Origin of the sequence: Winogradskyella rapida (genome assembly GCF_042675845.1) — a bacterium.
Taxonomy (GTDB): Bacteria; Bacteroidota; Bacteroidia; order Flavobacteriales; family Flavobacteriaceae; genus Winogradskyella; species Winogradskyella rapida.
In genome coordinates, this window is sequence record NZ_JBHTKM010000017.1 from 160,811 (window position 1) to 174,831 (window position 14,021).

Sequence of the window (14,021 nt, forward strand, 5' to 3'; positions counted from 1 at the left end):
TAATTTTTTAATTCTAGTCCCCATCAGCATCAACATAATCGACACTTACATTTAAGGCTTGTAACATATCAACCTTAAGTAAAACCACTGCCATTTGCAAAGCATCATAAGCTTCGGTCATTTTAGTGTTATCCATAGCAATCTGATCTGCAAAACTATCATCTAAGGTATTAATTTTAGATTGTGCGGTATCAAACTGATTATTTATAAGTACACTTAAGTCTTCCCCATTTTTTATGGTATTTAGATAGTCTAAATAAGAGGACAAACTTTCTCCTGTGGTAGAACTGTTATAATGTTTTCCATTAAAAAAATCTCTCACAGCAGTTAATGCTTCTGTTGCTAGCGTTTTTGAAATATCACTTCTATAATAAGCTTCTACTTTATCTGGCAACGGCGTTGTAGAGAAATTACCTGCAGGAATCCCAATTTTATTGGCTCTTAATCCTTTTTCGTAATAAAACATAAAATCGTTAATCAGTTTATTAATAGATCCTGTAGCCGTATTATTGGCATTATCAATAAACGTCTGACTGTAGGTTGCCCAACTTTGCGTAACATCTTGCGTTAGCGATTCCATTTGATTTACTAAATCTGAAACATAAGCCAAATATTTAGCCGCATCTGCATTTGATGTATAAAAGTTTAATATATCCATATCGTTATCCGCCAAACCATATAACATATAGTCTAAAGCAGGAAAACCAACTGCGTCATTATTATTAACATTAGCTAAATCATAATTCTGAGATTGAATATTATTTTGAATATCTGTAATATTTGTAGGATAGATATTCATCTGGTACCCAAAATTAATCTCTTCCGCTCTACCGATATTAAACATTTCAGCAGATTGCCATATTTTATAGGCATTATACCAAGCTGTCCTAAATGAATCTAGATTGGCTTGAGTAGGTGCATTTACAAAATTATCTTTTTCAGTTACCATATTGGTCACTGCTATATTTAAATCTTCATAAACCGGAACTATAATATTATCCGCCCAATTGGTTAACATCGCGGTTCTGTCAAAATTATCGGTTACACCTCCTGAACTCTCATCTGAAGAGCTACATGCCACGGCTAGTGCAGTGATTGTGAAGATTAAAAAAGCTTTCTTTAACATAGTTATTATTTTTTCAATTGTAAAAACAACGAAGTATAAACGTCCTAATAAAAGGAGGTTTATACTTTGAAGTTTTTGGCGTATTTCTTAGTTAATAGTTTGCGCAACGGTAAAGTCGAAACGATCTGCAATTGCAGTAGAAATAGCATCTAAAGTCTCTGGAGTTATATCCCAAAATCCGTTACCTGCAGAGATCTGTGCCATAAATGCATCAACCTCTGACTTGCTAAAATAAGGACTGTTTGTACCAGGTTGACGTGTAAATTGAAGACTGTACACAAATCCAAAACCTTCAGATAATTGGTGGAATGCGCTTGCCATATCGCCTTCTGCTAAGACTTCTTTTCCTCTTTGTAAATAATAAACACCTCTAACGGCTAAAACTTTAGAAATATTTTCTTTTATGATTTCAGCTTGTGCATCTCTCACGGTATAATTTTTCGCCACAATTGCAGCTCTACCCAATTTAAAAGCATCATAAACCGTTTCAGCAATCCCAGCAAAATCTTCATCCGCCTCTACTCTATCCATATATTCGCTTAAAAATGAATCTGCATCTAAAGTTGGCATAGTCGCATCAGCTTCCGCACCATATAAATAGCCAAATGCTTCATCCCATTTATGCTCCATCGTTGTATAAGATTTTCCTTCTTCAACGATATCATTATCATTATTAGAAATATTAGAAGCTTCATCTAAAACCGCAGGACTTAAATAATTATTAAGAATTTGATCTGTCATTAAACTTCCTATTAAACCTTTTGCAACAAATTGATTAAGTTCAAAACCTTTAGCGTTAATATATCTTACCGTTCCGCCACCAGCTTGTTGTAATTGTCCTGCATTTCCTGCACTTGCTGTATTATCCCAATTTGAAAATACATTTGTTGCTTGATCTGAAATCCAAGCGTCAAATTGTGATTTTATAGCATTCGCATCGGTAGTGTTTGCCGAGAAATAATCTTGAGAAGCCGCCACTTTACTTCTAAGACTTTTATCTGAAGCATTTAAATCTGAATCTAGAAAATCATTGGCTCCTTCAACGTGCGCAAACATAGCATCTAATTGAGCTTCTGAATAGGCATTATCTTTAAGTGCTGTTACAAATTCCTCACCCATTGCAATCCTTGTGGTTTGACCACTAAAACTTACCGTAGAATTTCCGTCTCTTGAAAACTCATAAGTTACAGGTGTATTGACTTGTGCTCCTGAAGCCCCATTATCATCATCACTAGAACATGATGTTAATACTGCTGCTATTGTAAATAAACTTAAGGCAATTTTTTTCATTTTTTTACTATTATATTATTCTTATTAAGACTTGGTATAAATAATTTCACGCGAAAATAAGACAAAAATTAATTCGATGCACTTTATTTAGATTAATTTTAAATAAAAAATTAAAGAATGTTTCTATACCATTTGAAGAACAACAGTAAACCACACTTATCCCCTTAGATACGGCGTTTAGATTTTAACAGTAATAAGAAATTAATAGCAGTCCATTTTAATTTGTGACCGCGCTTCAAAAGTACTTAAGGGCTCGTTTAATTGCGACGTGGTAATTTCATCTAAGACCGCTAACACCCGCGTTTGCATGGCAACAGAACCACAAATCATTACTGTTCCCTTATTTTTTAGGTGAGCGGCCACCAAATCTGATTGTTGAAGCAAGACATCTTGCACATAGATTTTATGAGACTGCTCTTGAGAAAATGCCGTAAACAGCTGCGTTAATTTACGCGTGTTGAGGGCATTTTGCAACACCTCAGCATACAAGTCTAAGGAGCTTTTAGTGCGTCCGCCCCAAAATAGATGTATGTTTCTTTGTTTTTTGTTGCTATTAATCATTCCTAAAAACGGTGCAATACCTGTACCATTGGCAATTAAAATAGCAGCTTTAGATTTTGGCAAGTGAAAGTCTGCATTGCTTTTTATTGTGGCCGTAAACGTATCCCCCTTGGTTAAACCACTAAAATAGGTAGAGCACAATCCTTGATCGTGTTTTTTAATACTCAGTAAAATATCGCCATTAGCAATTTTAGCAATTGAATATTCTCTAGCCGCTTCGTCTTTATTAGGTTTAAAAGCCAGCAAATCTCCCGATTGAAAAGCAATCCGTTTTAAAGGTCGCAACTGCAATAAGAAGGTCGCATCTTCATTAAGCGCTGTCCGTTTTACCACGCTAAAACGTCGCGTTGTTTTAGGATCAATTTTTTCTATAGGTTGAACAATCTGAAGTTGTTCTCCAGAGCTATTATTCCACGCTAAGACCCAATTATAGAAGGCTTCATAACTTTGATTATGAATTTTAACCAAGCCCATTTTCTGATTAAAATTTGGGTGGACTTGCAAGAGTTGATCGAGATCTTCAGCATACTTACAGTAATCAGGATATAATAGCGACCCAAAACCTACTACTGAAAAGGCCATGGTATTATTTTGACTTGTACTGGCTAGACGTTTTTCAAACTTATTCGCATTTATCGGCGCTTCCCCTTCTCCATAGGTTGCTGTAAATACCGTTAGTTCTTTAGCTTTTTTATAGGTGGTGTAAGTATTTAAAGCTGAAATATAAGCACTTTTCCCTTCCGCTAACAATGCCTCGTAGAAACTAGCAGCATATTTATAAGTACTTCCGGTTTCAGAACCTACGAGAATAATATGTTCCGCCTCATCCTTTTTAAATGAATTCTTGATTTTAACACTTGATTTTTGACGTTTTAAGGTCATGGCAAATCCTGAATAAATAAAGAAAATTAAGGCTATCCCTACTAAGGCTAAAACCAGCGCCCAAACGATGGTCCCTTGCCCTGTATGCAACCATAAACTCCATTGCGATAAACGGTGAACGATAGGATATGTTTGTTCACTCACCACCTCTCCAGAGACTTGATTTACTAAAAGTTCTTTATCCTTTAACGTGAGATAGAAATAGTCCTCAACATCTTCTGAAAAAGGAAATTCTAAATTTTTAACTTCTGAAATAGGTATAGACTTAAAAAGCTCGAAATCTGAAAATGCTATTTTAGCTATAGCCTCAGGGATATCTTCAGGATAGGTATGTGTAATTTTTGATTCTGGTAAAAGAGAAAACTTTTCTAAGGATAAATAAACACCAGTGAGCGCTACTATAATCACAGGAATTAAAAACCATCGTCCTAACTGAACATGGTAATACTGCTGAAAATTTTCATTGACGACCTTTGAGAAAAAACGAAGCATTCCGCCCTGCCGTTTGGCAATTAAGAGTACGCCCGTAATGGCCATTAAAATAAGGAAAAAAGAAACCAATCCGACAATAAAGCGTCCGGTTGATTTTAAAAATAAGGAGCGGTGTAAGTTTGTGGTAAACCTAAAGAGTGGCGCTTTTTCTATGAGTTCGCCTAACTTCTCACCCGTTTCGGGATTGATATAAAAGGTGGCGTTATCTCCTTCCGAAGTAATTACAGAAGCTACAACAAAATTATTCTCATCCGTGGAGATGGTCATAATTTCATCGTAGCGTTTATTAAGACTTTCTATTGTGGTTGCTAAAGTGGTATTCTCATTAATCTGGTAGGACTGTAACTGGTTAGACAAAGGCTCGAAGGCCAAAATCGTTCCTGTTATAGAGGCTAAAAGAATAAAAAGAGAAGACACAATAGCCAAGATAAGATGGCTAAATCTCCAAATAGAAAGAGTCATTTGCAATCTTATTTTTGAGGCATCATACGGATGTAACGGATAAAGCCTTTACCTTCTACTTTACTTTTTACGTTTGCAGAGGTAAGTTCTAGCTCCACATCACTTTCGTAATATTCTTGATCTTCAACAGCAGATTCAAAACGCAGCTTGTACCCTTTGTCTAATTTATCGTTATCAATTTCAATAACATTAATGGTACGCTCCCCACCACTTACGGTTGCTCCGGTAATGGCATCGATATTATTTCGTTTTTTTCCGTAAAAATCCCACCAAGACTCAACAGTGTTATACCACTCATCATCATCACCAATAACGTTTAAGGTTTCTACATATTCGCCTTCAGGATTTAAAAGCGAAATTACAATATAAGCACCTTCACCGGTGTAGTTGGTCATTTGAATCATACACTTATACTTCGTAACGTCTTTAAACGGACGGAATGAGACTAAGCCTAAGGTAAGCGTTAAAATTAAAACTAATGCTTTTGTGTTTTTCATGGTTGTAATTATATTACTTTAAAAATTCAATAGAGATGTTACGGTCGCTAAGCAATTCATTTTCTTTAGCTAAATCGTAAGCTGTTTCTTCAAAATCAGTGACAAGGTTTTTCTTTGCGCCTTGATCTACTAAAAACTTAAGAATGGTTGTGTCTTTAGCTTTTAGTGCTGCAATATGTAAAGCGGTATTGCCTTCACTATTTTTAGCATTAATATCTTGGTTCATGTCTACGGCAAGTTTTAATAAATCAAGACTATTTTGTTCAACGGCTAAATGGAACCAAGTGTTTCCGTTCTTTTGTACAGCCGTTACATCTGCACCATTCGATTTTAAGATCTCTAATTTTTTAGAAAAAGCCGCTTTGTTACGCGCCGAATAAGACCCAATGGCGTAAGCCACTAAGTTATTCCCATCAACATCTACGATGTCCGTTTTAAATCCTTTGTCAATTAAGTATGCTACAACTTCTGGAGAATTGGCTGCTACTGCTAAAGTTAAAGCCGACTGTCCTTTTTTATTGGTATTGTTAACGGCGTTTAAATGCTGTGCTAGTGTTTTTACAAGCTCTACATTATTGTTCCCTGCGGCATTCATAAATGCAGTATTCCCTTTATGGTCTGGAGTACTCACATCTAAACCTTTAGCCATTAAGTATTCTATAACTTTTAAATCTTTACCTCTCGCTGCAACAATATGTAATGGAGAAATACCTTCTTTATTAGTAACCTTAGGATTTAAGCCTACTGACTCTAAAAACGTATAGACCTCAACACCATTAGTGGTTCCTCTAGCGCCATTAGCCGCCATAATAAAGGCCTGATCAGTTCCTGTTAAACCTTTATCTACAAGCATTTTCAGTAAATCTAACTGCCCTTTTTTAACGGCATAATTAAAAATTCCATTTCCATCATTATCCGTGCTTTTAATAGATAAGCCTTTAGAGAGAAAATATGAAGTCAGTTTAAAGTCGGGATCACTTGGTGCCGCTAATAACAATGCATTAGCACCATGTGGGTTGGTTTCATGTACTAACTCTGAATTTTCCTTTAATATAAGCTCATAGACTTCAATGTTTTGCTGACCTGCACTAGCAGCAAAATGGATAACAGTACTCCCTTTGTCATCCGTTAAATCGGTTTTTGCGCCGAGTTTTAAAAGTTGCTCAACAATTGTTGAATTTCCTTTATACGCTGCCCAAAAGAGGTAGGTTCTACCATCATGAGTCAATTTATTAACGTCATTTCCTTTTTGCGTCAATAAATAATTAATTGTTGCTGTAGGTGCATCTTGTAAAATGGCATACACTACAGGATCGAAGTTTCCTTTATTCGCTTCGGAAGGATTATTCCCTTCCTTAATTTTCGCTTCTACTAACGCGACACTAGGTTGTGTCCCCCAAAAATCACGATTTAAAAGGATATTCTCTTTCTTCTTTTGAGCGTGAGTTGGAAGCGCCAATACTAATACAAGCACTATAATTAGGGGTTTTAAAATTTTCATATTTATAGGGGTTTATTTTCGTCTTATTTTACAAAAGATTCAATAATACTATTAATTTCTTTTTCTGCAATAATTTCATCATCAAATAAGTATTTGTATAACACTTTATTATCTACTTTTTCTTCTAACGTTAGATCTTTATCTCTTCCATATACATCATTCCATTTAGATCTCACCAATTTCCATTTTGCTTCGTGTTCTTTCCACCAATCTTTTGAAGCTTGACATCTACTATCATCAACTCTCTTATAGGTATTGTAACCTTTTTCTTTTGCTAAAATTACATCATCAGAACCAGCTACACGAATTACTTTTTCATTGTCTTGGTCATGAACCCAACCAAAGTTAGTAATTTCGTGACGGTTACCTCTTAATGTTATATTATAATCACTACGTTTAGTATATTCACGTCTTGGCAATGGTGCTGTGGTTGTATTTTCCCAATAATTTTTTCCATCTACGTGAACCCAAGATCCTGAGCCTTCATAACGTGGACTATCATCTACTTGATACACTTTTTGTGTCCATTGGCCTTTTACGTCGTCTTTAGATTTTTTCTCATAGGTCCAATTATTATCACCATTGTATATATAAAAATCTTGATTTTCAAACAACCAATCCTGTCTCCAATGCTTTATAATCATTGGTTCAGCCGGATTGCCTACTTGCAATAAATGCTGAATAGATATTTTATTTGAATCATCCTCTACCAACTGAGCCCACTCTAAGCCTCTATCTATTTTAGTTTCTGAAGGTCTATAAAGCGAATCTTGACTATAGTTGAAGGTCTCCGTAAAATTAAAAGTCACTTCAAAACAACCACACATTTCTTTTATGGCCTCTTGATCTTGGGTTTTCTTTTGTTGAGCATGAGCACCGAAGTTTAGGGCGACCACTAAGGATAAAACTAGGATAAATCTCTTCATCATTTATTTTGAGTTATTAGGTTTAAAAAAAAATTAAAAAAACTATTCTTATTTAGAATGAATTAAAATAAGATTCTATATTTGCGACAAATTTATCAAGAATGAGTCTAAATAAAAATAAAATATCTATTTATTTTTCAATTATTTTCTTTTCATGGTCTTTTGCTCAAGAGAAGGGCTTTCCTACAGATAGCATACGCAATTCCTCCCTAGATGAAGTTATTGTAACAGGACAAATAAATCCGACGTCTATAAAAAAATCAGTACATAACGTCATTGTTATCAACCGTAAACAAATTGAGCAAGTTGCCGCAAACAATTTGGCTGATGTATTAAATTTCAACCTCAATCTTAATATTATCCCTAACGTTCAAACCGGACGATCTACCATTTCATTTTTTGGTTTGGACTCCGAATATTTCAATATTCTTATTGATAACATCCCTATGGTTAGTGATAATGGGGTTGGGAATAATATAGATTTAACTCAAATTAATCTCGATAATATAGAACGTATCGAAATTGTTGAAGGTGCTATGGGTGTAGAATATGGGGCTAATGCCGTTTCTGGAGTCATTAATATTATCACTAAAACATCTATTGACCATGATTGGCGTATACAAGCCTATATACAAGAAGAAACCGTTAGCGATGAATATACTTGGTTTGACCAAGGCCGACATATACAATCTATAAACATTGCGCATAATATAAATGAAAAATGGATGGCGAAAATAGGCGTCAATCGTAACGATTTTGCAGGTTTCTTAAATCAAAAGCAAGGCGAAAATTATTATCAAAACGATGGTCTTAGAGGTTATGAATGGTTACCTAAAGAACAATTAACCAGCAATGCCCTACTCAACTATAAAGGCAACAATTTTAGACTGGTTTATAAATTTGAATATTTTAATGAGCGTATTAATTTTTACGATGCTTCGGTAAGAGCGAATATAGACACCGAAAACCAAACGAGTAATCCTTCTGCTACCGATAAAATATACACCACGAATAGGTTTGTAAATAACTTAAATATAGACGGCCAGCTAAACTCTGGTGCAAATTATAATGTAGCGCTCTCGTACCAACAACAACAGCGCGATTTAAACGAATTTAACTATTATATTTTAAGTCGAGAACGCAGTAATGAATCCGATGAAACTTACCAATCGAGTAAGGTTTTATTTTCTAAGGGAACCCTCAATAATATATTTAAACGTGACGCTTCTAACTTTCAATTGGGTTATGAAGCGCGTTATATGGAAGGGTTTGATACGCAAGCTTCGGGCAGCATCACCCAACAAGACAAAACCAATACGCAGACCAATGTTGCGGTCTTTGGGACTTCTGAGCTTAAGTTATCTCAAAAAATGTCTTTACGTCCGGGTATACGCTATGAATACAATACGCTTTTCTATTCTAAATTTTTAGGCTCATTAAGCGCGCGTTATTTAATGGCGAACGGTTTTGAGCTGCGTGGAAACCTCGGCACATCATACCGCGTTCCTAATTTTGAAGAACTCTATTATTATTTTGTTGACTCTAATCATGATGTACAAGGTAATGAAGATTTAAAACCCGAAAATGGTTACTCGGCATTTTTAAATTTAAAAAAACGAAGCTGGATTAACAACCTATCGCTCATCAACAATTTAAAAATAAGCTATTTAGATGTTTCAGACAAAATAGATCTTGCCGTTGTAAATGCAACTCCTTTACAATACCAATATATCAATATTGACACGTATAAACTGATTGGTTTCACCTTAGAAAACACCTTAAAAATGGAAGATCTTTCATTCAATTTAGGTGCTACTGTTCAAGGGATTTCCAGAATAAATAATAGTGAAGCTAATAGTAATGACAAGTTTCTTTACAACCTTCAATTAAACACTAGCGCGTCCTACTTTGTTAAACCCATAGAGACGGCTTTTACCCTCCTGTTAAAATACAATGGTGCCCAAGAGCAATATTACGCTACAGGAACAGATTCCGAAGGAAATTCAACCTTTTCATTAGCCAAAACTGAGGCTTATAGTTGGGTAGATGCATCCGTAAAAAAATCGTTTTTAGACCGTAAAATTGAGGCCACCCTTGGTGCTCGTAACCTTTTTGATGTGACCAATGTTAATGTTAGCAGCAGCACCACAGGAGGGACACATAGCACAAGTAACAACTCCCTTTTACTAGGCTACGGTCGTTCATTTTATCTTAAACTCTTATATAATTTAAATTTTTAAACCCTTAATAATTATGATAAACAAATATTTAAAAGTTGCCTTATGCTTTGGTATTATGGCATTGAATAGCTGTAGTAGCGATGATACAATTTCAGGACCAATTTCTGTTGTTATAGAAGGTGCAACAGTAACGCCAGAAGTTGGTGGATCTAATGAAGAAAACCAAGTGTATATAGACTTAAGCACAGATACCTCAATTGCTGTACAACGCGATTCTTGGGATTTAGGTTTTTATTCTGGTGATGAATTTAGAGTGGGCATCAACGGCTCTATTTATATGGCCACTTCAGCATTATCGACTACGGATATTGATGCGGTAAATTCTTCAACTGCAGAAGTCCAAGAATTACAACCTCTTGTTGCCATTGGGACGTTTGATGCTGATAATATGGAATTTATTGACGCGCCTTACGGTCAAATTACAGAAACGGCTATTGAAACAGTTTCATCTGTGGCTGATGAAAACCCTGTGTATTTAGTGAATTTAGGTTATGAAGTCGGTACCGAGGCTGCTCCTACCGGAAGCGTCGCTGTGGCAGGTGATGCAAGAGGTTGGAAAAAAATAAGAATTCTACGAGATGGAGATGACTATGTGCTTCAGTATGCCGACTTAGATGCCAGTACACATCAAGACATTACAATTTCAAAAGACAGCGCTTACAATTTCACCTTCTTTAGTTTTAATACCGAATCTGAAGTTAGTGTAGAACCGATAAAAACAAATTGGGACTTAAACTTCACCGTTTTTACGAATGAAATTGAAGGTTATGGCTCTTATGGCTATTCAGATTTTGTGGTGACCAATACCAAAGGCGGTGCTGTTTCTTATAAAATTGATACCGAAACGGAGGCTTACACTTATGAGGATTTTACTTTAACCGATGCCCTATCCATAGCTTTTGATACTGACCAACGCAACATTGGTAGTTCTTGGAGAGTTGGTGGAGGTCCAAGTAGCTCACCTGCCTTAATAGACAACGTTTTCTATATCGTTAAAGATAGCGCTGGCAACTATTATAAAATGCAATTTTTAGCCATGTATAGTGATGATGGCGAACGTGGTCATCCTAAATTTGTGTACAGCTTATTACAGTAGACGTATTCACAACTATAAAAAAAGAGTAGTTCGCTGCTCTTTTTTTACAACTCATTTCAAACCTTAGAATCATTATAAATAAGAAACTTATGAAAACAATTTTACAATTTTTAACCCTGCTATGTCTTAGTGCTACAGCATTTGCACAAGAAACCATCGTTAACCTATCTATGCAACCGAGTTACACAGATCAGGTGTATTATAAATTAAGTACAGCAACAGCAAGCGCATTCACAGCAAACTCTTGGGATATCGCTTTTTTAAGAACAAGTGCTTACAATTTTGGAATGCGCGTAAACAGTGGTATTGGTATTGAAGTCTTTGAAGCCGCTAATACGGCAGCAAGTTATAACACTATTGATGTCGCTAACGAAGCAAATTGGACTGCTCTTTATAACAGTGAAACGTCATGGAGTAACGGGGCTTTTGAGCAAGGCTCAGCAACCTATGGATTTGGAGAATATAATCCTATTACCCATGGTGTAGAAGGCAGTATTGTATTTGTTTTAAAATATGCAGACGGAACTTATAGAAAATTCATTAATGAAAGTTATGCAGCCGGTTACACCTTTAAGTATGCCACTTGGAATGCAGAAACGTCAACTTGGAGCGAAGACCAAACGGTAACACTCTCAAATTCAAACAATCCAAATAACAAATTCAATTATTATTCTTTACAAAATAATGAAGAAGTTGTGGCTGAACCTGCTATTTCAGATTGGGATTTTGTATTCACTAAATATGCAACCGATTATTTTGGTGATGGAAGTTTTTTCTACCCCGTAACAGGGGTTTTACATAGTGATGCAATTACCGTGGCACAAAACGATGAACAAAGTGGTATGCAAGCTAACCCAACATTAACTTATTCTGAAGACATCAATACTATCGGTTACGATTGGAAAACATTAAATGACGCTTGGGCTTACGATGTAAGCTCTAATCAGGCTTACTACATAAAATATGCAGACGATACTATTTACAGATTGTATTTTACAGCCTTTGAAGGAAGCAGTACAGGAAACCTTTCTTTTGGTTTTGAAAATGTAACGAACGCTTTAAGCATCGAAGATGTTAATAATTCTGTGGCTTTCGGAATATATCCTAATCCTACAACAGACAAAAAAGTAAATTTAGTTTATGATGTAAATACGTTATCTTCTCATAACAATGAGGTCGCTATTTTCTCTACTACAGGTCAAAAAGTATATCAAACGAACTTAAATTCTAACTCAGGATTTTATAATAAATCACTTGATTTATCTTCATTAACTAGTGGTATTTATGTTTTACAATTTACTTCTGGAAATAACACTGTAACTAAAAAACTAATTTTAAAGTAATTTCTATAATCTCATCATAAAATCGAGAAGAGTTAATTCAAACTCTTCTCTTTTTTTCAAAAAACCAAAACTTAGAATCATTCTAAATAAAACAATAATGAAAACATATAAATTAATCTTACTGTTCTTTACTATTATTCAATATTCTTACGCTCAACAATTTACAGAGAACACTGAAATTGAATTAAATGGTATCGTTTATGGCGAAGCGCAATGGATAAATATAGATAATAATTCTAGCGAAGAACTCATCATATCTGGATATGATGATTATTACAATAGCACATCAGCTATGTATTCATATCAACCTGAAACTATTGGGCTAATGAGTTTCGACATAGAAGCTTTTTCCAATTCAAATATTGAAATTTTAGATTTTAATAATGACGGTTTTACCGATTTTATAATAAATGGATTCAACTCTAGTGACTTACCAGAAACACTGTTATATGTTAACGACACCAATGGTTCCTTTACCTCACAAACTTTATCGATTCCTGGAACATCAACAGGCGAAATGAAAGTTGGTGACTTCAATAATGATAATTTAGATGATATAATTATTACCGGTATGGATGCGAATTACACATACATCGCTAAACTATACTTACAAAACAATGACGGTACTTTTACTGATACTCCGACTCCTTTTTTTGGTAATTCCTACGGAAGTATTTTGAGTTTTGATGCTAATAATGACGGTAACTTAGATATACTTCTTACAGGTTTTAGTAATAATTATACACCAGAAACAAAATTGTATCTTAATGATGGTAATGCTGTTTTTACAGAAAAAATAAATGCGGGTATCGCTGAAGTATATTTTTCTGCACTAAGCGCTGCTGATTATGATAATGATGGTGATGAAGATATTTTAATCTCTGGTTATGACTCCACATATAAGCCATTCACTGCATTATATAACAATGATGGTAATGCAAATTTCAACATCAATACAGAAATTAATTTAGCTAATTTATATTGGGGAGCAACTAATTTTGTAGATTATGATAATGATGGTGATTTAGATATTTTTATTACTGGTGCTGACGAAAACACGCTTCCTCATATAAAATTTTATAATAACATAAATAATGTATTTACAGAAGACACAAACGCAAATACCGGTATTTATGCCACCTACGTGAGCTCTGCACATTGGTCTGATTATGATAACGATGGAGATATGGATTTTGTTTTAAGTGGACTTAACAGTAACGGCGATGCAATTACGAAAGTTTATACTAATCAGAATGAAAATTTAAGTATTGAAGATGTCACTCATAATACACAGTTATTGCTACACCCCAACCCTTCAGTAAACAAAACAGTTAATTTAGTTTATGATGAGAACAACTTAAATTCATCTATAAATGCAGTGACAATTTATTCTTCTTTAGGGCAAAAGGTATACGAAACAGCATTGGTTAATTCATTTAATGAATACATAAAATCTCTAGATTTGACGTCTTTAGAAAATGGTATTTATTTAATGCAGTTTACTTTTGATAAGAAGCGCATTACAAAGAAACTAATTTTGAAATAGCAAACAGTACATCTATTTTTTATGGAAGCCCTCGCAACTCTTGTGAGGGTTTTTATGTT

General features: G+C 34.8%; 10 protein-coding genes. 4 read left to right on the forward strand and 6 right to left on the reverse strand.

Translation table 11 applies throughout. The features are described from left to right. Positions 1-13: 13 nt before the first annotated feature. From ACFQ13_RS04520 to ACFQ13_RS04545, 6 genes are all read right to left on the reverse strand, one after another. Entirely contained in the window at positions 14-1,126 is a 1,113-nt protein-coding gene (locus ACFQ13_RS04520; RefSeq protein ID WP_386114522.1) for an imelysin family protein, read from the reverse strand. An 87-nt stretch (positions 1,127-1,213) separates the two neighbouring features. Further along, positions 1,214-2,416: a DUF4856 domain-containing protein gene (locus ACFQ13_RS04525; protein WP_386114524.1), complete on the reverse strand. Its 1,203-nt coding sequence runs from the start codon at positions 2,414-2,416 to the stop codon at positions 1,214-1,216. A gap of 201 nt (positions 2,417-2,617) precedes the next feature. Then, positions 2,618-4,813 carry a PepSY domain-containing protein gene (locus tag ACFQ13_RS04530; RefSeq protein ID WP_386114527.1) on the reverse strand — a complete coding sequence of 732 codons (2,196 nt, stop codon included), beginning with the start codon at positions 4,811-4,813 and terminating at the stop codon, positions 2,618-2,620. A gap of 8 nt (positions 4,814-4,821) precedes the next feature. Continuing rightward, complete coding sequence (locus ACFQ13_RS04535; protein WP_386114530.1) at positions 4,822-5,310, reverse strand: DUF2271 domain-containing protein; 489 nt, start codon at positions 5,308-5,310, stop codon at positions 4,822-4,824. A gap of 13 nt (positions 5,311-5,323) precedes the next feature. Further along, positions 5,324-6,811: an ankyrin repeat domain-containing protein gene (locus tag ACFQ13_RS04540; protein ID WP_386114533.1), complete on the reverse strand. Its 1,488-nt coding sequence runs from the start codon at positions 6,809-6,811 to the stop codon at positions 5,324-5,326. A 23-nt stretch (positions 6,812-6,834) separates the two neighbouring features. After that, entirely contained in the window at positions 6,835-7,740 is a 906-nt protein-coding gene (locus tag ACFQ13_RS04545; protein WP_386114536.1) for a DUF6607 family protein, read from the reverse strand. Between the two features lie 98 nt (positions 7,741-7,838). Between ACFQ13_RS04545 and ACFQ13_RS04550 the strand changes: the two genes are divergently transcribed. The 4 genes from ACFQ13_RS04550 to ACFQ13_RS04565 all read left to right on the forward strand — a co-directional run bounded on the left by ACFQ13_RS04550 (position 7,839) and on the right by ACFQ13_RS04565 (position 13,962). Then, a complete protein-coding gene (locus ACFQ13_RS04550) occupies positions 7,839-9,977 on the forward strand; it encodes a TonB-dependent receptor plug domain-containing protein (protein WP_386114539.1) in 2,139 nt (712 codons plus the stop codon). Between the two features lie 13 nt (positions 9,978-9,990). Continuing rightward, entirely contained in the window at positions 9,991-11,073 is a 1,083-nt protein-coding gene (locus tag ACFQ13_RS04555) for an HmuY family protein (RefSeq protein WP_386114542.1), read from the forward strand. Positions 11,074-11,162: 89 nt separating this feature from the next. Beyond that, positions 11,163-12,416 (forward strand): T9SS type A sorting domain-containing protein, encoded by a 1,254-nt coding sequence (locus ACFQ13_RS04560; protein ID WP_386114545.1) that lies wholly within the window; start codon positions 11,163-11,165, stop codon positions 12,414-12,416. A 97-nt stretch (positions 12,417-12,513) separates the two neighbouring features. Then, positions 12,514-13,962, forward strand: a complete 1,449-nt coding sequence (locus tag ACFQ13_RS04565) for an FG-GAP-like repeat-containing protein (protein WP_386114548.1) — start codon at positions 12,514-12,516, stop codon at positions 13,960-13,962. Positions 13,963-14,021 lie beyond the last annotated feature (59 nt).

Coding starts and splice junctions, on each gene's coding strand:
- ACFQ13_RS04520 (WP_386114522.1), bottom strand. CDS start 1,126: ATGTTAAAGAAAGCTTTTTTAATCTTCACAATCACTGCACTAGCCGTG.
- ACFQ13_RS04525 (WP_386114524.1), bottom strand. CDS start 2,416: ATGAAAAAAATTGCCTTAAGTTTATTTACAATAGCAGCAGTATTAACA.
- ACFQ13_RS04530 (WP_386114527.1), bottom strand. CDS start 4,813: ATGACTCTTTCTATTTGGAGATTTAGCCATCTTATCTTGGCTATTGTG.
- ACFQ13_RS04535 (WP_386114530.1), bottom strand. CDS start 5,310: ATGAAAAACACAAAAGCATTAGTTTTAATTTTAACGCTTACCTTAGGC.
- ACFQ13_RS04540 (WP_386114533.1), bottom strand. CDS start 6,811: ATGAAAATTTTAAAACCCCTAATTATAGTGCTTGTATTAGTATTGGCG.
- ACFQ13_RS04545 (WP_386114536.1), bottom strand. CDS start 7,740: ATGATGAAGAGATTTATCCTAGTTTTATCCTTAGTGGTCGCCCTAAAC.
- ACFQ13_RS04550 (WP_386114539.1), top strand. CDS start 7,839: ATGAGTCTAAATAAAAATAAAATATCTATTTATTTTTCAATTATTTTC.
- ACFQ13_RS04555 (WP_386114542.1), top strand. CDS start 9,991: ATGATAAACAAATATTTAAAAGTTGCCTTATGCTTTGGTATTATGGCA.
- ACFQ13_RS04560 (WP_386114545.1), top strand. CDS start 11,163: ATGAAAACAATTTTACAATTTTTAACCCTGCTATGTCTTAGTGCTACA.
- ACFQ13_RS04565 (WP_386114548.1), top strand. CDS start 12,514: ATGAAAACATATAAATTAATCTTACTGTTCTTTACTATTATTCAATAT.